This window comes from Leifsonia sp. fls2-241-R2A-40a, from assembly GCF_030209575.1.
Lineage (GTDB): Bacteria > Actinomycetota > Actinomycetes > Actinomycetales > Microbacteriaceae > Leifsonia.
In genome coordinates this window covers 3,081,597-3,106,856 of sequence record NZ_JARVRS010000001.1, presented here as the reverse complement: position 1 = coordinate 3,106,856, position 25,260 = coordinate 3,081,597, and the positions used below count along the sequence as shown (strand labels likewise).

Annotated in this window: 22 protein-coding genes; 7 read left to right on the top strand and 15 right to left on the bottom strand. The window is 69.4% G+C overall.

Annotated features, from left to right (window positions below; translation table 11 throughout):
• The first annotated feature begins 146 nt into the window (after nucleotides 1-146).
• On the top strand, nucleotides 147-1,088 hold the full coding sequence (locus QRN40_RS15315; protein WP_285116638.1) for a COX15/CtaA family protein: 942 nt from the start codon (nucleotides 147-149) through the stop codon (nucleotides 1,086-1,088).
• Here QRN40_RS15315 and QRN40_RS15310 read toward each other — a convergent pair.
• Both QRN40_RS15310 and QRN40_RS15305 read right to left on the bottom strand, forming a co-directional pair.
• Nucleotides 1,062-1,622: a GNAT family N-acetyltransferase gene (locus QRN40_RS15310; RefSeq protein WP_285116636.1), complete on the bottom strand. Its 561-nt coding sequence runs from the start codon at nucleotides 1,620-1,622 to the stop codon at nucleotides 1,062-1,064. The two genes, QRN40_RS15315 and QRN40_RS15310, sit on opposite strands and share 27 nt — an antisense overlap.
• Before the next feature lie 52 nt (nucleotides 1,623-1,674).
• Nucleotides 1,675-2,595 carry a heme o synthase gene (locus tag QRN40_RS15305; protein ID WP_285116635.1) on the bottom strand — a complete coding sequence of 307 codons (921 nt, stop codon included), beginning with the start codon at nucleotides 2,593-2,595 and terminating at the stop codon, nucleotides 1,675-1,677.
• Nucleotides 2,596-2,867: 272 nt separating this feature from the next.
• On the opposite strand from QRN40_RS15305, the gene tkt reads away from it, so the two are divergent.
• From tkt to pgl, 6 genes are read left to right on the top strand one after another with little or no spacing between them, the layout of a single operon-like run.
• A complete protein-coding gene (tkt, locus tag QRN40_RS15300) occupies nucleotides 2,868-4,958 on the top strand; it encodes a transketolase (RefSeq protein ID WP_285116633.1) in 2,091 nt (696 codons plus the stop codon).
• 28 nt (nucleotides 4,959-4,986) lie between these two features.
• Nucleotides 4,987-6,117, top strand: coding sequence for a transaldolase (gene tal, locus QRN40_RS15295; protein ID WP_285116632.1), 1,131 nt, complete (start codon nucleotides 4,987-4,989; stop codon nucleotides 6,115-6,117).
• The gene (locus tag QRN40_RS15290) at nucleotides 6,114-7,724 is read left to right on the top strand and encodes a phosphoglucose isomerase-related protein (protein ID WP_285116631.1); all 1,611 of its coding nucleotides are present in this window, start codon (nucleotides 6,114-6,116) and stop codon (nucleotides 7,722-7,724) included. Before tal ends, QRN40_RS15290 begins: the two co-directional genes overlap by 4 nt.
• Before the next feature lie 26 nt (nucleotides 7,725-7,750).
• Nucleotides 7,751-9,292, top strand: coding sequence for a glucose-6-phosphate dehydrogenase (gene zwf, locus QRN40_RS15285; protein WP_285116629.1), 1,542 nt, complete (start codon nucleotides 7,751-7,753; stop codon nucleotides 9,290-9,292).
• Nucleotides 9,289-10,254 (top strand): glucose-6-phosphate dehydrogenase assembly protein OpcA, encoded by a 966-nt coding sequence (locus QRN40_RS15280; protein WP_285116627.1) that lies wholly within the window; start codon nucleotides 9,289-9,291, stop codon nucleotides 10,252-10,254. Before zwf ends, QRN40_RS15280 begins: the two co-directional genes overlap by 4 nt.
• Entirely contained in the window at nucleotides 10,251-11,021 is a 771-nt protein-coding gene (gene pgl, locus QRN40_RS15275; RefSeq protein ID WP_285116626.1) for a 6-phosphogluconolactonase, read from the top strand. The genes QRN40_RS15280 and pgl overlap by 4 nt, the downstream gene beginning before the upstream one ends.
• Before the next feature lie 64 nt (nucleotides 11,022-11,085).
• On the opposite strand, the gene QRN40_RS15270 is transcribed toward pgl, so the two are convergent.
• The 13 genes from QRN40_RS15270 to QRN40_RS15210 all read right to left on the bottom strand — a co-directional run bounded on the left by QRN40_RS15270 (nucleotide 11,086) and on the right by QRN40_RS15210 (nucleotide 25,237).
• The gene (locus tag QRN40_RS15270; RefSeq protein WP_285116625.1) at nucleotides 11,086-11,517 is read right to left on the bottom strand and encodes a hypothetical protein; all 432 of its coding nucleotides are present in this window, start codon (nucleotides 11,515-11,517) and stop codon (nucleotides 11,086-11,088) included.
• Between the two features lie 174 nt (nucleotides 11,518-11,691).
• Complete coding sequence (locus QRN40_RS15265) at nucleotides 11,692-12,057, bottom strand: RNA polymerase-binding protein RbpA (RefSeq protein ID WP_285116624.1); 366 nt, start codon at nucleotides 12,055-12,057, stop codon at nucleotides 11,692-11,694.
• Between the two features lie 26 nt (nucleotides 12,058-12,083).
• Complete coding sequence (secG, locus tag QRN40_RS15260) at nucleotides 12,084-12,329, bottom strand: preprotein translocase subunit SecG (protein ID WP_018191139.1); 246 nt, start codon at nucleotides 12,327-12,329, stop codon at nucleotides 12,084-12,086.
• Between the two features lie 74 nt (nucleotides 12,330-12,403).
• A complete protein-coding gene (tpiA, locus tag QRN40_RS15255) occupies nucleotides 12,404-13,207 on the bottom strand; it encodes a triose-phosphate isomerase (RefSeq protein ID WP_285116619.1) in 804 nt (267 codons plus the stop codon).
• Complete coding sequence (locus tag QRN40_RS15250; protein ID WP_285116617.1) at nucleotides 13,195-14,412, bottom strand: phosphoglycerate kinase; 1,218 nt, start codon at nucleotides 14,410-14,412, stop codon at nucleotides 13,195-13,197. The genes tpiA and QRN40_RS15250 overlap by 13 nt, the downstream gene beginning before the upstream one ends.
• 14 nt (nucleotides 14,413-14,426) lie before the next feature.
• Complete coding sequence (gene gap, locus QRN40_RS15245; RefSeq protein WP_285116615.1) at nucleotides 14,427-15,431, bottom strand: type I glyceraldehyde-3-phosphate dehydrogenase; 1,005 nt, start codon at nucleotides 15,429-15,431, stop codon at nucleotides 14,427-14,429.
• Between the two features lie 104 nt (nucleotides 15,432-15,535).
• Complete coding sequence (locus QRN40_RS15240; RefSeq protein WP_285116613.1) at nucleotides 15,536-16,162, bottom strand: superoxide dismutase; 627 nt, start codon at nucleotides 16,160-16,162, stop codon at nucleotides 15,536-15,538.
• A 120-nt stretch (nucleotides 16,163-16,282) separates the two neighbouring features.
• Entirely contained in the window at nucleotides 16,283-17,263 is a 981-nt protein-coding gene (gene whiA, locus QRN40_RS15235; protein ID WP_285116611.1) for a DNA-binding protein WhiA, read from the bottom strand.
• Nucleotides 17,264-17,322: 59 nt separating this feature from the next.
• A complete protein-coding gene (gene rapZ / locus QRN40_RS15230; RefSeq protein WP_285116608.1) occupies nucleotides 17,323-18,216 on the bottom strand; it encodes an RNase adapter RapZ in 894 nt (297 codons plus the stop codon).
• Between the two features lie 34 nt (nucleotides 18,217-18,250).
• The gene (uvrC, locus tag QRN40_RS15225) at nucleotides 18,251-20,287 is read right to left on the bottom strand and encodes an excinuclease ABC subunit UvrC (protein ID WP_285116606.1); all 2,037 of its coding nucleotides are present in this window, start codon (nucleotides 20,285-20,287) and stop codon (nucleotides 18,251-18,253) included.
• Between the two features lie 8 nt (nucleotides 20,288-20,295).
• On the bottom strand, nucleotides 20,296-23,265 hold the full coding sequence (gene uvrA / locus QRN40_RS15220) for an excinuclease ABC subunit UvrA (RefSeq protein ID WP_502878922.1): 2,970 nt from the start codon (nucleotides 23,263-23,265) through the stop codon (nucleotides 20,296-20,298).
• A gap of 113 nt (nucleotides 23,266-23,378) precedes the next feature.
• Nucleotides 23,379-23,906 (bottom strand): hypothetical protein, encoded by a 528-nt coding sequence (locus QRN40_RS15215; protein WP_285116603.1) that lies wholly within the window; start codon nucleotides 23,904-23,906, stop codon nucleotides 23,379-23,381.
• Nucleotides 23,903-25,237: a DUF58 domain-containing protein gene (locus QRN40_RS15210; protein ID WP_285116602.1), complete on the bottom strand. Its 1,335-nt coding sequence runs from the start codon at nucleotides 25,235-25,237 to the stop codon at nucleotides 23,903-23,905. Before QRN40_RS15210 ends, QRN40_RS15215 begins: the two co-directional genes overlap by 4 nt.
• Nucleotides 25,238-25,260 lie beyond the last annotated feature (23 nt).

Sequence of the window (25,260 nt, the reverse complement as noted above, 5' to 3'; positions counted from 1 at the left end):
CCACGGACGGAGAATCCGACCGCGCGCACGCGCACCATGGGCGCGTTCCTCGAACCCACCAATTCTACAGGTGCGGCGCGGTATTAGTAGAGGCGCGCCTGCGCATTGCCCGAGTATCCGCATCCGACCAGGAGCAACACAGACCCATGAAGCGCTTTATCGACTGGCTCCCCGACCGTGTGGATGCGCGCACCCGGGTCGTCGCCTGGATCTACCTCGCAGCGCAGATCCTGCTCGTCGCGACCGGAGGCGCGGTGCGTCTCACCTCCAGCGGGCTCGGCTGCCCGACCTGGCCCAAGTGCACGGCCGACTCCCTCGTCAACACGCCCGAGATGGGCATCCACGGCGTCATCGAGTTCGGCAACCGGCTGCTGGGCGGCGTGCTCGCCGTCGTCGCGATCGTCGCCTTCCTCGCCGTGGTGAAGCTCTACCGCACGCGGCGCGACCTGTTCCTGCTCACCCTCATCGCCGGCCTCGGCGTCCCGTTCCAGGCGATCCTGGGCGGGATCACCGTGCTGACCGGCCTCACCTGGTGGGTCGTCGGGATGCACTTCGTCACCTCCATCGTGCTGGTGGTGCTCACCGCCGCCTTCCTCGTCCGCGTGTACGCCGTTCCCGGACCGCGCATGCGCGCCGTTCCGCGGTGGTACGCCGCAGCGGCATGGATCACGGCCGTCTTCGTCGCGGTCACGATCCTCGTCGGGATCGTCACGACCGGCTCCGGCCCGCACGCGGGCGACGCGAAGACGCCGCGAAGCGGGTTCGACCCGGGCATCCTGCAGCACGTCCACGCCATCCCGGCCTACGTCACGTTCGGGCTGACGCTCCTGCTCGTGATCGGCTCCTTCCGGTACGGCGGGCCGGCGGTCCGTCGGTTCACCCAGTACCTGCTCGCCGTCGAGGTGGCGCAGATCGCGGTGGGCCTCATCCAGGCGAACACGGGTCTCCCCGGCATCCTGGTCGGCATCCACATGACCCTGGCGGCGCTGCTCGCCGCGGCGATGACCGCGGTGATCCTGTCGCTGACGTCGCCCGTGTCGGCGATCGACGCCGACGCCGACTCAGCCGCGCACGTCGTCGCGGCGTAGCGTCCCGACCCGCGCCTCGCGGGTCTGACCGTGCAGGGTGACGGTGGTGCGCGCCCCAGCCGCGAAGTCGAACCCCACCGCCTCCGCCAGCCGCCTGCTGGCGTCGTTGCCCGGGACGTACTCCCAGTTGAGCTGCTCGAACCCGAGCCCATCGCTGTCCAGCGCGTGCTGCGTCACGGCGGCCAGCGCCTCGCGCATGTACCCGTGGCCGCGCGCCCAGGGCCCGGACCAGCAGCCGAGCGAGGCCGACCCGGCGCGCTCGTCGCGCCGCACCTCCAGTGCGCCGAGCATCCGCCCGCCCTCCACGCGATGGAGCGCCCACACCGTGTACCGCCGGCTGGCGATCCCGTGCGGGCAGTAGCTGCGCACGAAGAACTCCGCGCTCTCGCGGGTGTAGGGAGACGGGAGGGGCACCCAGCGCTGGGTCTCGGCGTCCTGGCACGCTTGCGCGACGTCGGGGATGTCCGCGTCCGTGGGAGCGTCGAGCACCAGGCGCTCCGTGGTGAGCCGGGCTGTCAGCAACTGCGCTGTCATGGCCACATCGTAGAGGTGCGCGGGGTTCCGCGGCACACGGATCGCTCTGGGATCAGAACGGGAGCAGCGGGTCGATCGCCACGGCGAGGAAGATCAGCGTCAGGTACGCGATCGAGCCGTGGAAGACGCGCATCGGGGACACCGACTCGTGACGGATCGCCAGGTTGTACAGACGGTGCGATTCGTAGATGAACCAACCGCCGGCGACGAGCGAGACCGCCGTGTAGAGCAGCCCCATGTGCCCGACCGGGATGAGCAGCAGCGAGCAGGCGACCATGGCCCACGCGTACAGGATCACCTGCAGGCCGACGACCGCGCGGCCGCGAACGACCGCCAGCATCGGGACACCCGCCTCCTGGTAGTCGGAGCGGTATTTCATCGACAGCGGCCAGTAGTGCGGCGGCGTCCAGAGGAAGATGATCCCGAACAGGATGAACGGCGCCCAGGCGAGCGACCCGGTGACCGCCGCCCAGCCGATGAGCACGGGCATGCAGCCGGCGACGCCGCCCCAGACGATGTTCTGCGGGGTCCGGCGCTTGAGGATCAGCGTGTAGAAGACGACGTAGAGCAGGATGGCCGCGACCGAGAGGGCCGCCGCGAGCCAGTTCGTGAAGAAGCCGAGCACCAGGACGGACGCGATCCCGAGCGCCCAGGCGAACACGAGCGCCTCGCGGTCGGAGAGCTCCCCGGTCACCAGGGGACGGTTCTTCGTCCGTCGCATGACCCGGTCGATGTCGCGGTCGATGTAGCAGTTGAACGCGCCGGCGGAACCCGCGCTCATGTAGCCGCCGATGACGGTGGCGAACACCAGCCAGAGGTTCGGGATGCCGTTCGCCGCGAGGATCATCGTCGGGACCGTGGTGACCAGCAGCAGCTCGACCACGCGCGGCTTGGTGAGTGCGAAATACGCCTTCACCTTGCGAGCGACGCCGATGCGGCCCGGTTCGACACGGCTCTCTACAGCGACGTCCATTGCTCCTCGTGTGATGTCGGCGGATGGGTTCGTGACCCCGGGCAAGTCTACGACACGTAGAGGCGCGGCCGGGCGGCTACCCGCTGTACGCCTCTGGCACAACCGTCTGGGGGAACACCCCACGTTTCGTGCGTGTTACCTATACTTGGGAGTGCTCGCCAGCCGAAGCCCTGTCGGGGCCCGGCGCCGATGACGTCCACGGCGCGCACTACCTCAACCGGTGCGGGTTCCACGACGACCCTCACCTATTTCTACGAAGGGTCAGTTTTCACGTGGCAGCACTGCAGTGGGATCCCATTGACAACAAGGCAGTAGACACGGCTCGCGTTCTCGCAGCCGATGCGGTGGAGAAGGTGGGCAACGGTCATCCCGGCACCGCCATGAGCCTCGCCCCTGCCGCTTACCTGCTCTTCCAGAAGGTGATGCGCCGCGATCCGCACGACCAGCACTGGCTCGGTCGCGACCGGTTCATCCTGTCGGCCGGCCACTCGTCGCTGACGCAGTACATCCAGCTGTATCTGGGCGGCTACGGTCTCGAGCTCGACGACCTCAAGGCGCTCCGCACCTGGGGCTCCCTCACCCCCGGCCACCCGGAGTACGGACACACCGACGGCGTGGAGATCACCACCGGACCTCTCGGTCAGGGCATCTCCTCCGCCGTCGGTTTCGCTTATGCCCAGCGTTTCGAGCGCGGCCTCTTCGACCCGGACGCTGCTCCCGGCCAGAGCCCGTTCGACCACCACGTCTACGTGATCGCCTCCGACGGCGACCTGGAGGAGGGCGTCAGCTCCGAGGCGTCGTCGCTCGCCGGCCACCAGGAGCTCGGCAACCTGATCGCGATCTACGACAGCAACCAGATCTCGATCGAGGACGACACCGACATCGCCTTCACCGAGGACGTCAAGGCGCGCTACGAGGCGTACCACTGGCACGTCCAGGTCGTCGACTGGAAGAAGACCGGCGTCTACGAAGAGGACGTGCAGGAGCTGCACCAGGCGATCGTCAACGCGCAGGAGGTGACCGACAAGCCGTCGCTCATCATCCTCAAGACGATCATCGGCTGGCCCGCGCCCAAGAAGCAGAACACCGGAAAGATCCACGGATCGGCGCTCGGCGCCGACGAGCTGCGTGCCGTCAAGCAGGTGCTCGGCTTCGACCCCGAGCAGACCTTCGAGGTCGCCGACGAGGTCATCGAGCACACGCGCAAGGCCGTCGAGCGCGGCGCCGAGGAGCGCGCCGAGTGGCAGAAGGGCTTCGACGCCTGGGCCGAGGCGAACCCCGAGCGCAAGCAGCTGCTCGACCGCCTGCTCAGCGGCGAGGCACCCGACCTCGAGAGCGCCCTGCCGGTCTTCGAGCCGGGCAAGGACGTCTCCACCCGCGCCGCGAGCGGCAAGGTGATCAACGCGATCGCCCAGGTCATGCCCGAGCTGTGGGGCGGCTCCGCCGACCTCGCCGAGTCCAACAACACCACCATCGAGGGCGCTCCGTCCTTCGTGCCGACCGAGCGGTCGACGCACGAGTGGACCGGTAACCCGTACGGCCGCGTGCTGCACTTCGGCATCCGCGAGCACGCGATGGCCGCGATCATCAACGGCATCGTGCTGCACGGCCCGACCCGCCCGTTCGGCGGCACGTTCCTGATCTTCAGCGACTACCAGCGGCCGTCCCTCCGCCTGTCGGCGCTGATGAACATCCCGTCGATCTTCGTCTGGACGCACGACTCCGTCGCCCTCGGCGAGGACGGCCCGACGCACCAGCCGATCGAGCAGCTCTCGACGCTCCGCGCCATCCCGAACTTCACCGTCGTCCGCCCGGGTGACGCCAATGAGGTCGCGTGGGCCTGGAAGACGATCCTCGAGCGTCGTAACGGCCCGGCCGGCATCGCGCTGACCCGTCAGAACATCCCGGTGTTCGAGCGCGGAGAGGGAGACGCCGAGGGCGACACCCTCGCGTCGGCCGAGAACGTCGCGAAGGGCGCGTACATCCTGGCCGAGGCGCCGGGCGGCACGCCGGACGTGATCTTCATCGCCACCGGCTCCGAGGTGCAGATCGCCCTCGAGGCCCGCGAGGAGCTGCGCGGCGAGGGCATCAACGCCCGCGTCGTCTCCGCTCCGAGCCTGGAGTGGTTCGCCGAGCAGCCCGCCGAGTACCGCGAGAATGTACTTCCCGCCGAGATCAAGGCCCGCGTCTCCATCGAGGCCGGCCTGGCGCTCGCCTGGGACAAGATCGTCGGCGACCACGGCCGCAGCGTGTCGATCGAGCACTTCGGTGCATCGGCCGACTACAAGACCCTGTTCCGCGAGTTCGGCATGACCACCGAGCACGCCGTGTCCGCCGCGAAGGAATCGCTCGCGTCGCTTTGAGCGCGGGCACAAGAGGAGATAAGAGAAAATGACCGACACCACCTCCACCACCGAGACCCCCACCGCCGCCCTGTCGGCTGCGGGCGTCAGCATCTGGCTGGACGACCTCTCGCGTGAGCGCATCAACTCCGGGAGCCTGCAGAAGCTCATCGCCGAGAAGAACGTCGTCGGCGTGACCACAAACCCGACGATCTTCGCCGCCGCGCTCTCCAAGGGCGAGGCGTATGACGAGCAGGTCCGCCAGCTCGCCGCCGCCGGCGTCTCCGTCGACGACGCGATCTTCGAGATCACCACCGACGACGTCGCCAACGCGAGCGACATCTTCCACGAGACCTTCGAGCGCACGAACGGCGTCGACGGCCGCGTCTCCATCGAGGTCGCCCCGGGCCTGGCCCGCGACACCCAGGCCACGATCGAGGCCGCCCAGAAGCTGTCGGCCAAGATCCAGAAGCCGAACGTGATGATCAAGATCCCCGCCACGGTCGAGGGCCTCGAGGCCATCACCGAGACGATCGGCGCCGGCATCAGCGTCAACGTGACCCTGATCTTCAGCCTGGAGCGCTACCGCCAGGTCATCGACGCCTACCTCAGCGGCCTCGAGAAGGCCAAGGCGGCGGGCATCGACCTCTCGGGCATCCACTCGGTCGCCTCGTTCTTCGTCTCCCGCGTCGACACCGAGGTGGACAAGCGCCTCAGCGCGATCGGCACCGACGAGGCCGAGTCGCTGAAGAGCAAGGCCGGCATCGCCAACGCCCGTCTCGCCTACGAGGTGTACGAGCAGCAGTTCGCCACCGAGCGCGCCAAGGCGCTCGTCGCGGCCGGTGCGAACGAGCAGCGTCCGCTGTGGGCCTCCACCGGCGTCAAGGACCCGAGCCTCCCCGACACCCTGTACGTCGAGCAGCTCGTCGCCCCGAACACCGTCAACACGATGCCGGAGAAGACGCTCGACGCGACCTTCGACCACGGCAACATCACGGGCGACACCGTCACCAAGACGTACGCCGAGTCGAACGACGTGCTGAACAAGCTTGCCGACCTCGGCATCTCCTTCGACGACGTCACCGAGACGCTCGAGCGCGAGGGCGTCGAGAAGTTCAACGTGTCTTGGGGCGAGCTCGTCGAGACCGTGAAGAACGCGCTCGAGGGAGCCGCCAAGTGACGTTCCGCATCCACGTCACGGGGCCGGCGGCCGAGGCCGTCCGCACCGTCGTCCCGCAGCTCGTCGCCGACAAGGTGGCGTCGGGCATCGCGGCGCAGGATCCCGCCCTCTGGGGCCCGGAAGCGGAGGCCGAGGCGAGCAAGCGCCTCGGCTGGACCGAGGCCGTCGCGATCTCGCGCCCCCTGGTTCCCGAGATCGTCGCCCTGCGCGAGGAGCTCCACGCCAAGGGCATCAACCACATCGTCCTGGGCGGCATGGGCGGCTCGTCGCTCGCGCCGGAGGTCATCACCCGCACGGCCGAGGCCGAGCTGACGGTGCTCGACTCGACCGACCCGGGCCAGGTGCTCGCGGCGCTGCGCGACCGGCTGGAGGCCACCGCGGTGGTCATCTCGTCGAAGTCGGGCTCGACGCTCGAGACCGACAGCCAGCGTCGCGTGTACGAGAAGTGGTTCCGGGATGCGGGCATCGACCCGCGCGAGCGGACCGTCGTCGTCACCGACCCCGGTTCGCCGCTCGACCAGTCGGCCCGCGAGGCCGGCTACCGCGTCTTCAACGCCGACCCCAACGTCGGCGGCCGCTACTCGGCGCTGACCGCGTTCGGCCTGGTCCCCTCGGGCCTCGCCGGCGTCGACATCTCCGAGCTGCTCGACGAGGCCGACGCCACGCAGATCGAGCTCGCGGTCGACAACGACACGAACCCGGGCCTGGTGCTCGGTGCGGCGATCGCCGGCACGAGCCCGCTGAAGGACAAGCTGGGCATCGTCGCCGACGGGACGCACATCGTCGGATTCGCCGACTGGGCCGAGCAGCTGATCGCCGAGTCCACCGGGAAGAACGGCACCGGCCTCCTCCCCGTCGTGCTCGACAAGCTGGCTCCCGAGCTCGAGTCGAAGCCGGCCGACCTGCAGGTCGTGCGACTCGTCGCCAACGCGGAGGCGCACCACCTGTTCCCCGCCGACCGCCACGAGGGCGAGATCCTCGTCTCCGGCAGCCTCGGCGCCCAGCTGATCGTCTGGGAGTACGCCGTCGCGGTCGCGGGACGCCTGCTCGGCATCAACCCGTTCGACCAGCCCGACGTGGAGGCCGCAAAGGTCGCCGCCCGCTCGCTGCTGGACAACCGGCCGGAGCCCGTCACCCCCGCGTTCACCGCGGGCGGCATCGAGGTCCGCACCACCGGTTCGTTCCTCGGCCAGGCGAACACGCTCGACGCCGCGGTGGACGCGCTGCTCGCGCAGCTCGGCCCGGACGGCTACGTGGCGGTCCAGGCCTACGTCAACCGGCTCGCCCTCCCGCAGCTCGCGGGGATCCGCGACCTGCTGGCGGCCAAGGCGAACCGTCCGGTCACCTTCGGCTGGGGACCGCGCTTCCTGCACTCCACGGGTCAGTTCCACAAGGGTGGCCCGGCGGTCGGCGTGTTCCTGCAGATCACGGCGACTCCCTCCGAGGACCTCGAGATCCCGGGCCGCCCCTTCACCTTCGGGCAGCTCATCCAGGCCCAGGCCGCCGGCGACGCCAGCGTCCTCGGCGAGCACGGCCGCCCGGTGCTGACGCTGACCCTCACGAACGCCGAGGCGGATGTCGTCTCGCTGTTCGAGGCCGTCAACTGAGGCCCCCGACAAAGGAGATCAGACACTTGTCACCGGTGGAAATCACGCCGGAGTTCAACCCTCTGCGGTTGCCCTCCGACCGCCGCCTCAATCGCATCGCGGGGCCCAGCAGCCTCATCATCTTCGGTGTGACGGGCGACCTGTCGCGCAAGAAGTTGATGCCGGCGGTGTACGACCTCGCGAACCGCGGCCTCCTGCCGCCCGGGTTCTCCCTCGTCGGGTTCGCCCGGCGGGACTGGGAGGACCAGGACTTCGAGAAGGTCGTGTACGACGCGGTCAAGCAGTACGCACGCACCCCGTTCGACGACGATGTGTGGCAGCAGCTGGCACAGGGCATCCGCTTCGTGCCGGGCGAGTTCGATGACGACGACGCCTTCCGGCGTCTGAAGCAGACGGTCGAAGAGCTGGATGTCGAGCGCGGGACCATGGGGAACCACGCGTTCTACCTGTCCATCCCGCCGAAGGCGTTCCCGATCGTCACCGAGCAGCTCAAGCGGTCCGGTCTCGCCGACCAGTCCGGCGAGGGCTGGCGGCGTGTCGTCATCGAGAAGCCGTTCGGTCACGACCTGCAGTCCGCGCGGGAGCTCAACGCCGTCGTCGAGACGGTGTTCCCGCCGGACTCGGTGTTCCGCATCGACCACTACCTCGGCAAGGAGACGGTCCAGAACATCCTGGCGCTGCGCTTCGCCAACGAGCTGTACGAGCCGATCTGGAACGCCAACTACGTCGACCACGTGCAGATCACCATGGCGGAGGACATCGGAGTGGGCGGCCGTGCCGGCTATTACGACGGCATCGGCGCTGCGCGCGACGTCATCCAGAACCACCTGCTCCAGCTGCTCGCGCTCACCGCGATGGAGGAGCCCATCTCGTTCAACGCCGCAGACCTGCGCGCCGAGAAGGAGAAGGTGCTCGCCGCCGTGCGGCTGCCGAAGGACCTCGCGACGTCCACCGCCCGCGGCCAGTACGGCAGCGGCTGGCAGGGCGGCGAGAAGGTCGTCGGATTCCTGGAGGAGGACGGGATGAATCCCCACTCCACCACGGAGACCTACGCGGCCATCAAGCTGGAGATCGGCACCCGCCGCTGGGCGGGCGTCCCGTTCTACCTGCGCGCGGGCAAGCGCCTCGGTCGTCGCGTCACCGAGATCGCCGTCGTGTTCAAGCGCGCGCCGCAGCAGCTCTTCGCGGAGTCGCAGACCAGCGCGCTCGGGCAGAACGCGCTCGTCATCCGCGTGCAGCCCGACGAGGGCGTGACCATCCGCTTCGGCTCGAAGGTCCCCGGCGCCGGCATGCAGGTGCGCGACGTGAGCATGGACTTCGGCTACGGCCACGCCTTCACCGAGGCGAGCCCGGAGGCGTACGAGCGACTCATCCTGGATGTGCTCCTCGGCGACCCGCCGCTGTTCCCCCGCCACGAGGAGGTCGAGCTCTCCTGGAAGATCCTCGACCCGATCGAGGACTTCTGGGCCACGCAGGGCCAGCCCGAGCAGTACCGCCCCGGAACCTGGGGCCCGAAGTCGGCCGACGAGCTCCTGCAGCGCGACGGCCGCGTTTGGAGGCGTCCATGATCGTCGATCTTCCCGCGACCACCGTCAGCAACATCTCGAAGGCGCTGGTCAAGATCCGCGAGGAGGGCGGCGCCGTCGCCCTCGGCCGCGTGCTGACCCTCATCATCGCCACCCATCTCGGGCAGGAGGAGGAGGCCATCGAGGCCGCCAACGACGCCTCCCGCGAGCACCCGATGCGCGTCATCGTGGTCTCGACCGAGGAGGAGCGCGACCACTCGAGCGGCGACGCCCGCCTGGATGCGCAGATCCGTGTCGGCGGCGACGCCGGCGCGAGCGAGGTCATCGTCCTCCGCGCCTACGGCGAGACGGCGAGCGACGAGGAAGGGCTGGTCACCGGCCTGCTGCTCCCCGACGCCCCCGTGGTGGTCTGGTGGCCGGGAATCGCCCCGGAGAAGGCGTCCGCGTCTCCCCTGGGCCGCATCGCCACCCGGCGGATCACTGACGCCTCGGCTCAGCCCAACCCGCAGGAGTTCCTGTTCCACCTGGGCAAGACGTACGCCCCGGGCGACACGGACTTCGCATGGACGCGCCTCACCCTGTGGCGCGCGCAGCTCGCTGCGGTGCTCGACCAGCCGCCGTACGAACCGATCACGTCCGTCGACGTGGCCGGCGCGGCCGACTCCCCCTCCACCCTCCTCCTCGCCGCGTGGCTGCGCCTGCAGCTGCAGGTGCCGGTGCAGTACGACCTCGCCTCGCGCGCGATCGGCTCCGGCGGCATCCACGGCGTGAAGATGGAGCGTGCTTCGGGCGTCATCGAGCTGGAGCGCGAGATCCCGAACGTCGCCCGGCTGTCGCAGCCGGGTCAGCCGTCGCACGACCTCTCCCTGCCACGCCGCAGCCTCCGAGACTGCCTGGCGGAGGAACTGCGTAGGCTGGACCCGGACGACCTCTACGGAGAGGTGATCACGAAGGGTCTCGCACTGCTGGAGACCACTGACGAAGGAGCAGGCGCCAGGGCATGACGAACGAACGGCGGGTGCTCGTCCACCCGGACAAGGAAGCGCTGGCGGCATCGGTCGCCGCGCGTTTCCTCACCAAGACGATCGACATCCTCGACGACCTCGGCCACGCGAACATCGCGCTGACCGGCGGCACGATGGGCATCGCGGTCCTGGAGGCGGTCAACTCCTCCCCCGCCCGCGACACCATCGACTGGTCGAAGGTGCACTTCTGGTGGGGCGACGAGCGCTTCGTGCCGCGGGACAGCCCCGACCGCAATGAGCGTCAGGCCCGTGAGGCCCTGCTCGACCACATCGCGGTCCCCCCGGAGAACGTGCACCCGTTCCCGTCCTCGGACGACTTCTCGGACATCGACGAGGCGGCCAGCGTGTACGCGGCCGAACTCGAGGCGTTCGGGACGAACGGCTGGCCGTGCCCGAAGTTCGACATCACGTTCCTCGGCGTCGGGCCGGACGGGCACATCGCCTCGCTGTTCCCCGACCGTCCGGGCATCCGTGAGACGGAGAAGACGGTGATCGCCGAGCGCGAGTCGCCCAAGCCGCCGCCGGAGCGTCTGAGCCTCACCCGGCCGGTGATCAACTCGTCCGACCGGATCTGGCTGGTGCTGTCCGGCAGCGACAAGGCGAGCGCCCTGGGCCTCGCCCTGGCGGGCGCGAGCTACACCGAGGTGCCGGTCGCCGGTGCCAAGGGTCGCAAGCGGACCGTGTTCTTCGTGGACAAGGAAGCCGCAGTGGACGTGCCCGAGAACCTCATCGCGCCGAGTTACTGAGCAACGCGTGCGAAGGCCCCGCCGACTTCGGTCGGCGGGGCCTTCGTCATCTCCACTGGCGGGGTCAGGCGGCGGCGCGGATGCGCTCGCGCAACGTGGCGAGACGGGTGGCCGGAGCGCCGGTCATGGGCCCGCGGCTGCGGATGGCGAGCCGGTCGCGTCCGGCAGGGCCGATGTCGCGCTCGAAGGCGTGCGTCAGCAGGTGCAGGTAGAAGGCGAGAAGCCGCGACGTCTCATCCCGGATGTCCGCCTCGGCGCCTCCGAGGTCGAGCTCGTCGACCCAGCGCTGCAGCTCCGCGAACGCCACCCGGAGCCGCAGACACCGCCTTGCCTCGCCGCTCCCCAACGGTTCGCCGTCCTCATGACAGGTGAGCAGGGCCTCGGCCTGCTCGGCACGATCGACGGCCTCGTCCAGGAGGGCCGCGAGGCTGAGCCGTCCGACCACGTCCCCGAGGGCACGAGGGGCGGGAACCCGACCGTCCGCGGATCCGCGCATGCGCCACCTCCTGCTGTGACACGCAGTCTAGCCCCAGACGATTCGTGACGAATCCCGCCGATTCGTCACGAATGGCACGGATTCGTCACGAATGCCCGCGCCCGGGCGTGCGTTGCAGGCGGCCAGATACGACGAAGGCCGCCCACCGGACGGTGGACGGCCTTCGCAGGAAAGCTAGTTGCTGGTCGGGCGACCCCGGCGGGCGCGCAGCTGGTTGAGGGCGTCTTCGAGCAGCTGCTCCGCCTCCTCCTCGCTGCGGCGCTCCTTCACGTAGGCGAGGTGCGTCTTGTACGGCTCGGTCTTCGCCACCGACGGCGGGTTCTCCTTGTCGCGGCCGGCCGGGAGACCGGACGACGGCGAGTCGATGACGTCGGGGATCTCCTCCTCCGGGAGGTTCGCCGCGAAGTACCGGACGGTCTCGTTGCCGAGCGCGTCCCAGTACGAGACCGCGACACGATCCGCGTGGAAGCCGCGGTCCTGCTCACCCATGGGACCCGCGCCGACGCGCGAGCCACGAATTGCACTGCCTCCGGAAGCCACGGAGTCTCTCCTTCTTCAGTGAGCGCTTACGCGCTGAATTTGGTGATCAGGCCGAGGACCACGATGCAGGTGATCCAGATCAGGCCGAGGATCACCGTGATGCGGTTGAGGTTGCGCTCGGCCACACCGGACGCACCGAGGTTCGAGGTCACGCCGCCGCCGAACATGTCGGACAGACCGCCACCGCGACCCTTGTGCAGCAGGATGAGCAGCGTCAGCAGCAGGCTGGTGATGCCCAGCAGCACCTGCAGGACGACCTGGAGAATCAGCACGGGGAACCTTTCGGGAAGCATCCGGGTAGAAATACCCGGGTAAGACCAACGACCAGTATAACTTGCGGCGACGGTCAGAGACCGACGTGCTTCTGATACCGGACGATGGCGGCGAACTCGTTCACGTCGAGGCTCGCCCCTCCGACCAGGGCGCCATCCACATTGGGCTCGCGCATGAAGCCGGCGATGTTGCCCGACTTCACCGATCCGCCGTACAGGATGCGCGTCTTGGCGGCCACGTCGTCTCCGAGCGCCTCGGCGATCACCGCACGCAGCGCCGCCGCGACCTGCTCCGCCTGCTCCGGCGTCGCCGCCTGGCCGGAGCCGATCGCCCAGACCGGCTCGTAGGCCACGACGAAGTCGGCAGCCGAGTCGACCCGGGACAGCGCCGCACGCAGCTGCGCGACCGGGACGGCGCTCGCACCGTGCGTCTCGAGGTCTTCCGCCGTCTCGCCGACGCAGATGATCGGCGCGATGTTGTGCGTGAGCGAAGCGGCCACCTTGCCGGCCACCTGCTCGTCGGTCTCGTTGTGGAGCGTGCGCCGCTCCGAGTGCCCGATGATCACGTAGCGCGACTCGAGCGCCGCGAGGAACGCTGCCGAGATCTCACCGGTGTAGGCGCCGGACTCGTGCTCGGAGACGTCCTGGCCGCCGAAGGCGAGCGGGAGCTTGTCGGCCGAGATCAGCGTCTGCACGCTCCGCAGGTCGGTGAACGGCGGGAAGACCGCCACCTCGACCGCGGAGTAGTCGTGACCCGCATCCTTCAGCGTCCACGCCAGCTTCTGCACGAAGGCGATCGCCTGGAGGTGGTCCAGGTTCATCTTCCAGTTGCCGGCGATGAGCGGCACGCGCCGCACCGAGGGGTTCACTGCTGCCATCCGAGGACCTCCAGACCGGGAAGACGCTTGCCTTCGAGGAACTCGAGGCTTGCGCCTCCGCCCGTCGAGATGTGACCGAACTGATCGTCGGTGAAGCCGAGGGCACGCACGGCCGCTGCGGAGTCGCCGCCGCCGACGACGCTCAGGCCGTCGACCTCGGTCAGCGCCTGCGCGACGGCCTTCGTGCCGGCCGCGAACGGCGCCAGCTCGAAGACGCCCATCGGACCGTTCCAGAAGACCGTGTGCCCGCCGCGGACGTACTCGGAGAACAGCTCGGCCGTCTCCGGTCCGATGTCGAGCCCGAGGCCCTTGTCGGCCCAGTCGGTGTTCTCGATGCCGTCGATCGGACGCACCACGTGCTCCGCGTCGGCACCGAACTTCGAGGCCACCACGACGTCACGCGGGAGCACCAGCTCGACCCCGAGCTCCTCGGCCTTCGCCAGGTAGCCCTTCACGGTGTCGATCTGGTCGGCCTCGAGCAGGCTGGAGCCGACCTTCAGGCCCTTGGCGGCCAGGAAGGTGAACAGCATCCCGCCGCCGATGAGCAGCGCGTTCACCTTGGGCAGCAGATGCCCGATGACGCCCAGCTTGTCGGAGACCTTCGAACCGCCGAGCACGACCACGTAGGGGCGCTCCGGGTTCTCGGTCAGCCGGTCGAGCACCTCGAGCTCCGCCTGGATCAGCGTGCCCGCGGCGCTCGGGAGCAGCTGGGCGAGCTCGTACACGCTCGCCTGCTTGCGGTGCACGACGCCGAAGCCGTCGGAGACGAACGCGTCGCCGAAGGCCGCCAGCTTCTCGGCGAACGCCTTCCGCTCCGCTTCGTCCTTGGAGGTCTCCCCCGCGTTGAACCGGAGGTTCTCCAGCAGGGCGACGTCGCCGTCGTCCAGACCGTCGACCGCCTCCTTCGCGGCGCCGCCGACGGTGTCGCTTGCGAACGTGACGGGCTTGGCGAGGAGCTGCGACAGCCGCTGGGCGACCGGCGCCAGGCTGTACTTGGCATCCGGTGCGCCGTCGGGGCGACCGAGGTGGGAGATGACGACCACCTTGGCGCCCTGCTGGATGAGGGCGTTCAGGGTGGGGATCGACGCCCGCACGCGGCCGTCGTCCGTGATCGTCGAGCCCTCGAGGGGCACGTTCAGATCACAGCGGACGACGACGCGCTTGCCGGCGAGCGAACCGAGTGAGTCGAGAGTGCGGAGCGTCACGTCGGTTCCGGGGCTTAGAGGCGCTCGGCGACGTACTCGGTCAGGTCGACGAGACGGTTGGAGTAACCCCACTCGTTGTCGTACCAGCTCGAGAGCTTCACCTGGTCGCCGAGGACGCGCAGCAGGCCGGAGTCGAAGATCGACGAGTGCGGGTCGGAGACGATGTCGCTGGAGACGATCTCGTCCTCGGTGTACTTGAGGATGCCCTTGAGGGGACCCTCCGCCGCCTTCTTGTAGGCCGCCTTCACCTCGTCGATCGTGACCGGGCGCGAAGCGGTGACCGTGAGGTCGGTGATCGAGCCGGTGGGAACCGGCACGCGGAGCGCGAAGCCGTCGAGCTTGCCCTTCAGCTCCGGGAGCACCAGGCCGATGGCCTTCGCAGCACCGGTCGAGGTCGGCACGATGTTGATCGCGGCGGCGCGGGCACGGCGGAGGTCGGAGTGCGGGCCGTCCTGCAGGTTCTGGTCGGCGGTGTAGGCGTGGACCGTGGTCATGAGGCCACGCTCGATGCCGAACTCGTCGTTGAACACCTTGGCCAGCGGCGCGAGGCAGTTGGTGGTGCACGAGGCGTTCGAGATGATGTTGTGCGTCGCCGGGTCGTACAGGTGCTCGTTCACGCCCATGACGAACGTGGCGTCCTCGCCGGTGGCGGGAGCGGAGATGATGACCTTCTTGGCGCCGGCCTCGATGTGCTTGCGCGCGTCGTCGGCCTTGGTGAAGCGGCCGGTCGACTCGATGACGATGTCGACGCCGAGGTCGCCCCAGCCGAGGTTGGCGGGGTCGCGCTCCGCGAGCACCTTGATCGGCTTGCCGTTGACGACGATGTTGTCGCCGTCCAGCTCGACGGTGGCGTCCAGGCGGCCCGTGATCGAGTCGTACTTGAGCAGGTGTGCGAGCGTCTTGTTGTCGGTGAGGTCGTTGACTGCGACGACCTCGAGGTCGCTGCCCTTCGCCAGGGCGGCGCGCAGGTAGTTACGACCAATGCGACCGAACCCGTTGATTCCGATCTTTACGGACACAGATGTCTCCAGTTACTCGATGGGCGCCGGACGGCGCGCTTTGTACAGGTGTTGTGTGCGGACGGCGGCGTCCCGGGAGGCTCCCTCCCGGGACGCCCACCCGCCTACGACAGTAGCAGCAGACCAGCGGTCTTCTCGCGCGCCCGGAGGAAGCGGTCGTTGACGTCGGACCAGTTCGTGATGTTCCAGAACGCCTTGACGTAGTCGGCCTTCACGTTGACGTAGTCGAGGTAGAAGGCGTGCTCCCACATGTCGAGCATGAGCAGCGGGACGGTCGCCGCGGCGAGGTTGCCCTGGTGGTCGTAGAGCTGCTCGATGATGAGCTTCTGGCCGAGCGAGTCCCACGCGAGGATCGACCAGCCGGAGCCCTGGATGCCGAGCGCCGACGCCGTGAAGTGGGCGCGGAACTTGTCGTACGAGCCGAAGAACTCGTCGATGGCCGCGGCCAGCTCGCCGACCGGCTTGTCGCCGCCGTCCGGGGAGAGGTTGTTCCAGAACACCGTGTGGTTCACGTGACCGGCGAGGTTGAACGCCAGGTCCTTCTGGAGCTTGTTGACGTTCGCGAGGTCGTCCGCGTCGCGGGCCTCGGCCAGCTTCGCGAGAGCGGTGTTGGCACCGTCCACGTAGGTCTTGTGGTGCTTGTCGTGGTGCAGTTCCATGATCCGGCCGCTGATGTTCGGCTCCAGGGCCGAGTAGTCGTACGGAAGGTCCGGCAGCGTGTAGTCAGCCATTACTCATCTCCACTGTTTGTTGTGATTCGAGCGACTTCTCGAGTCACTGAGAGCAACCCGAGCGGCCGCCGGATGCTTCCTGGCGGCCACAAGTCCCCAACGAAACGTACACCGCGAAAGCTACACCTCGTCGAGATCGGCGGGGAGGCTCGCCTCGGTGCCGGGGATGCCCAGATCGCTCGCCCGCTTGTCGGCCATCGCGAGCAGGCGGCGGATGCGCCCGGCCACGGCATCCTTGGTCATCGGCGGGTCGGCGTGGTGGCCGAGCTCGTCGAGACTGGAGTCGCGGTGCGCGAGCCGCAGCTCGCCCGCGTAGCGCAGGTGCTTCGGGACGTCGGGGCCGAGGATCTCGAGGGCCCGCTCGACGCGGGCGCACGCGGCGACGGCGGCCTGCGCGGACCGGCGCAGGTTCGCGTCGTCGAAGTTGACCAGGCGGTTGGCGTTGGCGCGCACCTCGCGGCGCTGGCGGAGCTCCTCCCAGTTCGCGACGGTCTGCGCGGCGCCCATGGCGACGAGCATGGCGCTGATCGCATCCCCGTCGCGGATGACGACGCGGTGCACGCCGCGGACCTCGCGCGCCTTGGCGGAGATGCCGATGCGACCTGCTGCGCCGACCAGCGCCATCGCGGCCTCGTTGCCGGGGCAGGTGACTTCGAGGGCGGCCGAGCGGCCGGGGTCGGTGAGCGAGCCCTGCGCCAGGAAGGCTCCCCGCCAGACGGCGGCGAGCTCGTCGCGGGAGCCCGTGGTCAGGCGGTTCGGGAGGCCGCGGATCGGCCGGCGGCGCGCATCCAACAGGCCGGTCTGCCGCGCGAGGGTCTCGCCGCCGTCGAGCACGCGCACGAGGTACTGGCTGCTGCGCCGGACGCCCGACGCTGAGATGACGGAGACCTCGCTGCGGACGCCGTACAGCTCCGCGAGGTCTTTGCGGACGCGCCGCGCGAGCTCCGGGGTGTCGAGCTCGCTCTCCACCGCGATCCGGCCGCCGATGAGGTGCAGACCGCCGGAGAACCGGAGGATCGTGGCCAGTTCAGCCGCCCGAACCGTGGTCTTGCTGACCTCGACCTTCGTGAGCTCGTCCTTGACGTCGGAGGTGAGAGCCAATCGGATTCCTTACTGTCTCAAGGCGGGGGTGGTGCCGTGGATGTGACGGCCGGAATCATTCATTCTCGGCCGAGGTCTCGGTGCTTGGTGTTGACCGACAGACCGGGGAAACTGCGCAACCGCGCCGCGAGCTCTTCCGCAATCGCGACGGACCGGTGCTTTCCGCCAGTGCAGCCTATCGCGATCAGCGCGTGACGTTTGTTCTCGCGCCCGTAGCCCGCCATGATCGGGCGGAGCGCAGCGACGTAAGCCTGGATGAACTCGGTGGCGCCGTCCTGCTCCAGAACGAAGTCGCGCACGACCTCCTCGAGGCCGGTGTGCGGCCGAAGTTCCGGGTTCCAGAACGGGTTCGGCAGGAACCGTGCGTCGGCGACCAGGTCGGCGTCGGCGGGCAGGCCGTACTTGAAGCCGAAGCTCATCACGGTGACCTGCACGTCCGCCGCGTCCTCGGCGGCGAAGGTGTCGGTGATGTTCGTCGCCAGCTGGTGGATGTTGAGGTCGGTGGTGTCGACGATGATGTCGCTCGCCTCGCGGATCTCGCGCAGTCGCGCCCGCTCGGCGGAGATGCCGTCGAGGATCGTCCCGTCCCCCTGCAGCGGGTGCGGCCGGCGCACCTGCTCGAATCGGCGCACGAGCACCGCATCCGACGCCTCCAGGAAGAGCACGCGGACCTTGGTGCCCTCGCGCAGGCTCTGGATCATCTCGCGCAGATCGACGAAGAAGTTCCGCCCGCGGACGTCGACGACCGCAGCGATGCGCGGGAGCCCCGACTCCGCCCGGTTGGCGAGCTCGATCAGCGGGCGCAGCATCTGCGGCGGGAGGTTGTCGACGACGTACCAGTCGAGATCCTCCAGCGCGTTGGCGACCGTGGAACGGCCTGCGCCCGACATCCCGGTGACGATGAGGACTTCCTGTTGCTGCCCGCTTGCGACAGTGTCGTCGTCGGTGGCCATCGTCCGGTCTCCTCCGTGTCGGTGTCCCTCCAGCCTAGCGACTGACCCCGGACGCCCGCCCGCTCTCCTCGGCCGCACTGTCGCTCCTGCCGCTGTCGGCGAGCCGCTCGAAGATCGCGGTCGCGAGCGTCGGTCCGACACCCCGCACCTCCGCGATCTGCTCGGGCGTGGCCTTGCGCAGCTGGGTGACCGAGCCGAAGTGCTTCAGCAGCTCTTTGACGCGCGATGGGCCGAGGCCGGGGATCTCCCCCAGCACCGTGCCGATGTCGCGCTTGCGGCGTGCGCGCTGGTAGGTGATCGCGAACCGGTGCGCCTCGTCGCGGAGGCGCTGGATCAGGAACAGTGCGTCGCTGTTGCGCGGCAGGATGACGGGGAAGTCGGAGTCCGGCAGCCAGATCTCCTCCAGGCGCTTCGCGATGCCGGCGAGCTGGATGCCCGTGACGCCCGACTCGTCCAGCGCACGCTTGGCCGCGGCCACCTGGGGCTGACCGCCGTCGACGAGCAGCAGGTTCGGCGGGTACGAGAACTTGCGACGGCGGCGCTCGGCGGCCTCCTCGACCACCTCGTCGGCCCCCTCGGCGCCCTCCGCGTCGAGCGCGGTCTCCTCGGCGGCCCGGTCGTCGTCGGAGAGGTCTGCGGTGGCGGCCGGCGCATCCTTCAGGTAGGCCAGCCGACGCGAGATCACTTGGTAGATCGACTCGGTGTCGTCGGTGGACTCCGGGATGCTGAACCGGCGGTACTGGTCCTTGCGGGGCAGGCCGTCCTCGAACACCACCATCGAGGCGACGATGTTCGTGCCGCTCAGGTGCGACACGTCGTAGCACTCCATCCGCAGCGGGGCGTCGTTCATCCCCAGGGCGTCCTGGATGTCGTTGAGCGCCTGGGAGCGCGCCACGAAGTCGGAGCTGCGCCGGGTCTTGTAGAGAATGAGCGCGTTCTTGGCGTTCATCGAGACCGTCTGCGCGAGGGCCGCCTTCTCGCCGCGCTGAGCGGTCCGCAGCTCGACCCGGCCGGTGTGCCGCCCGCGCGGGGCGGACGGGTCCGGGGTCTCCCGGCGGCGTTGCGTGAGCCACTGCTCCAGCTCGGCGGTGTCCTCCGGCAGCTCGGGGACGAGGATCTCGCGCGGCGGCGCGTCGGGGCCGTCATAGGCGTTCTGGACGACGGTCTCGACCAGCTCGCCGAGCTCCATGTCGAGCTCCTTGTCGACCACCCAACTGCGCACACCGCGCACCCGGCCGCCGCGGACGATGAACTGCTGCACGGCCGCGGCGAGCTCGTCGTGGGCGATGCCGAAGACGTCGGCGTCGATGTTCTCGGTCAGCACGACCGCGCTCTTGCCGAGCGCGCCCTCCAGCGCCTGGATGGCATCGCGGTGGCGAGCGGCCGCTTCGTAGTCCATCGTGCTCGCGGCCTGACGCATCTTCTCGTTCAGGTCGCGCAGGTAGCCGGTGTCGTTGCCGGCCATGAACGACGCGAAGTCGATCGCGAGCGACTTGTGGTCCTCGGGAGTGATCCGGCCGACGCAGGGGGCGGCGCACTTGCCGATGTCGCCGAGCAGGCACGGGCGGCCGGTGAGCTCCGCGCGGCGGTAGACGCCGTCGGAGCAGCTCCGCATCGGGAACGCCTTCAGCATGAGGTCGACCGTCTCGCGGATGGCCCAGACCTTCGTGTACGGCCCGAAGTACCGCGCGTCCTTCATGTTGCGGTTGCGCGTGATCATGACCCGCGGGATGCGGTCGCCGAGTGTCACCGCCAGGTACGGGTAGGTCTTGTCGTCGCGGAACTTGACGTTGAACGGCGGGTTGAACTCCTTGATCCACGTGTACTCGAGCTGAAGCGCCTCGTACTCGGTGCCCACGACCGTCCACTCCACGCTGGAGGCGGTGGTGACCATCCGGCGGGTGCGCTCGTGCAGACTCCGCAGCGGCTGGAAGTAGTTGCTCAGCCGGGCGCGCAGGTTCTTCGCCTTGCCCACGTAGAGCACGCGCCGGTTCTTGTCGCGGAACCGGTACACGCCCGGCTGCGTCGGGATCTCGCCGGCCTTGGGCCGGTAGCTGACGGTGTCGGCCACGGCGCGCCTTACGCGGCGCCCCGGGCCGACTCGCCCTGCAGGATCTCCTTGAGGAAGAAGCCGGTGTGGCTGCCGGGTGCCTCGGCGACCTGCTCCGGGGTTCCCGTCGCGATGACCTCGCCGCCGCCGGCGCCGCCCTCCGGACCCATGTCGACGATCCAGTCGGCCGACTTGATGACGTCGAGGTTGTGCTCGATGACGATCACGGTGTTGCCCTTCTCGAGCAGACCGTTCAGCACCAGCAGGAGCTTGCGAACGTCCTCGAAGTGCAGACCGGTGGTCGGCTCGTCGAGCACGTAGACGCTGCGCCCGTTGGAGCGGCGCTGCAGCTCGGTGGCCAGCTTGACGCGCTGCGCCTCGCCGCCGGAGAGCGTGGTCGCGCTCTGTCCGAGCCGCACGTAGCCGAGACCCACGTCGACCAGCGTCTGCAGGAACCGGTGGATGGCCGAGATCGGACGGAAGAACTCCGCCGCCTCGCTGATCGGCATGTCGAGCACCTCGGCGATGTTCTTGCCCTTGTAGTGCACGGACAGCGTGTCGCGGTTGTACCGGGCTCCCCCGCACACCTCGCACGCGACGTACACGTCGGGCAGGAAGTTCATCTCGATCTTGATCGTGCCGTCACCCGAGCACGCCTCGCAGCGGCCGCCCTTGACGTTGAAGCTGAACCGGCCGGGCAGGTAGCCGCGGGCCTTCGCCTCCGGCGTCTCGGCGAACAGGTTGCGGATGCGGTCGAACACGCCGGTGTAGGTGGCCGGGTTCGAGCGCGGCGTGCGTCCGATCGGCGCCTGGTCGACGTGCACGACCTTGTCGAGGTTCTCGAGACCGGTGACGGTGCGGTGCTTGCCCGGGACCTTGCGGGCGCCGTTGAGCTTGTTCGCCATCACCCGGTACAGGATGTCGTTGACCAGCGACGACTTGCCGGAACCGGACACGCCGGTGACCGCCACGAACGTCCCGAGCGGGAAGTCGACCGTCACCTTCTTCAGGTTGTTGGCTTCCGCATCCACGACTCGGATCATCCGCTTCTTGTCGATCTTGCGGCGCTTCGAGGGGATGACGATCTCGCGACGGCCGGCCAGGTAGTCGCCGGTGAGCGATTCGGTGTTCTTCAGCAGCTCGTCGTACGAGCCGGAGTGCACGACGTGACCGCCGTTGACTCCCGCCCCCGGACCGATGTCCACGATCCAGTCGGCGGTGCGGATGGTGTCCTCGTCGTGCTCGACCACGATGAGCGTGTTGCCGAGGTCGCGCAGCGCGACGAGGGTGTCGATGAGGCGCCGGTTGTCGCGCTGGTGCAGACCGATGCTGGGCTCGTCGAGCACGTAGAGCACGCCGGTGAGCCCGGAGCCGATCTGGGTCGCCAGGCGGATGCGCTGCGCCTCGCCGCCGGACAGCGTGCCCGCCGCCCGCGCCAGGTCGAGGTAGCTCAGCCCGACCTGGATGAGGAAGTCGAGGCGGATCTTGATCTCGCGCAGCACCTGCGCGCCGATCTTCTGCTCGCGCTCGGTCAGGTGCAGCTTCTCCATGAAGCTGCGGGCGTCGCTCAGGCTCAGCAGGGAGGCATCCGCGATGCTCTTGCCGTGCACGAGCACCGCGAGGACCTCGGGCTTCAGACGCTTGCCGCCGCAGACCGGGCACGGCACTTCGCGCAGGTACTCGGCCCAGCGGGCCCGCTGCGTGTCGGTCTCGGCCTGGAGGTACTGGCGCTCGATGTAGGGCACCACGCCCTCGAAGCCGGAGGTGTAGGACATCTCGCGGCCGTAGCGGTTCTTCCACCGCACCTTGACCTCGAAGTTGTCGCCGTGGAGGACCGCGTCCTTGACGTTGTCGGGGAGCTTCTTCCACGGGGTCTTCAGCGAGAACTTCAGGTCGCGTGCGAGGCCGTCGAGCAGCTTCTCGTAGTAGTTGAAGAGTCCCTTGCCCTGGGTGGTCCAGGGCACGATCACGCCTTCGGCGATGCTCAGCTCGTCGTCGCCGAGCAGCAGCTCGTCGTCCACCGACATGCGTGTGCCGAGGCCGGAGCACTCGGGGCAGGCGCCGAAAGGCGCGTTGAACGAGAACGTCCGCGGCTCGATCTCGGTCAGCTGGATCGGGTGGCCCTTCGGGCACGACAGCTTCTCGCTGAAGTTCTGCCACGCGGCCGCGCCCTCGCGGTCGACGTAGTTGATCTGAACGAGTCCGTCGGTCAGCCGCAGCGCCGTCTCGAGGGAGTCGGTGAGGCGGCCCAGGATGTCCGGACCCGCGACCAGGCGGTCGACGACGACGGAGATGTCGTGCTTGACCTGCTTCTTCAGCGTCGGCGGGTCGGCCAGCTGGATCTGCTCGCCATCGACCAGTGCACGCGAGTAGCCGCTCGCCGCCAGCTCTTTGAAGAGGTCGACGAACTCACCCTTCTTCTGCGAGACCACCGGGCTGACGACCATGTACCGGGTGCCGGTCTCCAGCTCCATCAGCTGGTCGGCGATCTGCTGGACCGTCTGGCGCTGGATGCGCTCACCGCAGATCGGGCAGTGCGGCACGCCGATGCGGGCCCACAGCAGTCGCATGTAGTCGTAGATCTCGGTGATCGTGCCCACGGTCGACCGCGGGTTGCGGTTGGTCGACTTCTGGTCGATCGAAACGGCCGGGCTCAGACCTTCGATGAAGTCGACGTCCGGACGGTCGACCTGACCGAGGAACTGGCGCGCGTAGGCGGACAGCGACTCGACGTAGCGGCGCTGCCCCTCGGCGAAGATCGTGTCGAACGCCAGAGACGACTTGCCCGAGCCGGAGAGACCCGTGAAGACGACCATCGAGTCACGCGGGATCTCGAGGTCGACGTTGTGGAGGTTGTGCACGCGTGCTCCGCGCACGCTGAGGTGCGACCCCGTCACTCTGCTGATGTTTCCCGTCTCGCTATTCACTCGCCCGCTGCTCACTCGCTCTATTCTCCGCCATCCGTGCTGTGAAATCGGGGCTGTTCGCCCACCGCGCATCCCGCCCGAGGGATCGAACGTGTGTTCGATTCTACCGGATGCGGCACGGCTCACCCATGCAGGCGCGAGTCTAAGCGCGACCACCGACATTGCTACCCGTCGAGTGGACGGAGTCAGCGCGGCGGGCGACGCAGGAGCGCGGGGAAGAGCATCCCGACGACCGCCGCGAGGGCCAGCCCGGCGGGGATCGCCAGCACGGGAGCGCCTGCTCCGGCACGGACCAGGAGGAGCACGGCAGCGGCGGCCTGCACGGGGAGCTGGATCAGGACGAAGCGGCGCAAGGACGACAGCAGCACAGCGGGCTGCACCCGCGCGGTCACGGGCACGACCAGCATCCAGGCGGCGACGACGTGGAGGGCGTGCACTCCGGCGATCAGCGCGATCAGCCGCACCGTCAGGACGCCCGGCTCGATCAGCGACGAGAGCACGAGCACGCCCAGGAGCACCCACGCGGTGAGCCAGCGGGGACGCCAGAGGGCGACGCCGACGAGGATGGCCGCGATCCCGGTCCATGCGCCGGTCGGGACGCCGACCAGGACGAGCGGGAGGGCGATCGCCGCGAACAGCGCGCGCAGCGACCATCCAGGGACCGTGACCACGGCGAGGGCCGGCGGGCCTCCGAGCTCCGGACGGGCGCTCATCGCCGGGCCGCCCTGGTCGTCAGTGCGAGGAACGCCGCCTCGCGGACCGCCGGATCCTCCCAGGTCAGCAGCTCGACTCCCCCGGCCTGCAACTGCTGCAGCCGGACACGACGCTCCAGCTCGATGGTCCGCAACGCCAGGCGATCGCGCACGGGAAGGTCGCGCCCCTCGCGGGCCGGCAGCACGTCGACGGCGATCACCCGGTGACCCGCCGCGCGCCACGTCAGCGCGAGGGTGAGCGGCTGATCGTCGAGGAAGACCGAGAGGACGAACGCCAGAGACCCGGGCGACAGCCGCGGGGCGCGGACGCGCTGATAGGGCACGCCGTTGGGCACGGTCAGCTCGATGGCCCGCAGCACCCGCTCACGGTGCCGCGCCCCGGCGCGCGGCGGGAGGACGCGCCGCGACTCCCCGAGATCATCGAAGCCGACGCGGTCGCCCACCGCGGAATAGGCGGCGGCGAGGGAGGACGCCGCCTCGCGCGCCACATCCAGCGAGGAGACGGCCGGGCGGGGGTAGGGGCGCGGCCAGTCGGCGACCGCAGCGCCGAGCTCGTCCCGTGCGTCGAGGACGAGGTGGACCGCAGCGTCGGAGGTCGCGGTGGTGCGGCGGACATACAGCTCCCCCGCACGTCCCGCACGCGCGGTGGCGCGCCAGTCGATGCGGCGCAGCCGGTCGCCGGGATGGAACAGGTCGATGTCCCGGAACTCGCCGCCGTCACCCGGGCGCGAGGAGGTGTGCTGGCCGGTCAGTCCGAGCAGCCGAGCCGGAAGCGGGAGGCTGCGGACGGGCAGCTGGCGCGGGCGCACCACGCGGTCCACGGCGGCCTCCTCCCCCGGTTCGCCGACCCACGCGGCGTCGGCCCCGACCGCGCGTGCCTGCACCCCGGCAACCTGCTGGCGACCCGAGTGGACCACCGGCACCTCGCCGCGGAGCGCGACCGCGGCACGCGGCGTGACGACCGCGTCGACGGGCGCGGCACCGCCCAGCGCGAGGCGCAGCTGCAGGGCGTCCGGCCGTTGCGTGGCCGAAGCGCCCAGTTCGACGGAGAGGACCGGGACTCCCCCGTCGTCGTGGACGCCGGCGGCGGATGCGACCGAGGCGGTGACGGTGACCAGGTCGGAGGGCGCGTCGGCGGACGCCGTCGACGAGGGGCGCCGGTCCCATCCCATCGCCGCGGCGAGCAGAAGCGGCGCGCCGACGAGGGCGGGTTCCGGCCGCGACATCACGAAGGCGACGACGACGCCGATCACGCCCAGGATGACGGCCGCGGCGAGGGAGGGGCTCAGCATCCACCGCGTCCGTGTCGACGTGCTCGTGCGATCCGTCATCGGCGGACCCGCGGGCGCATCCC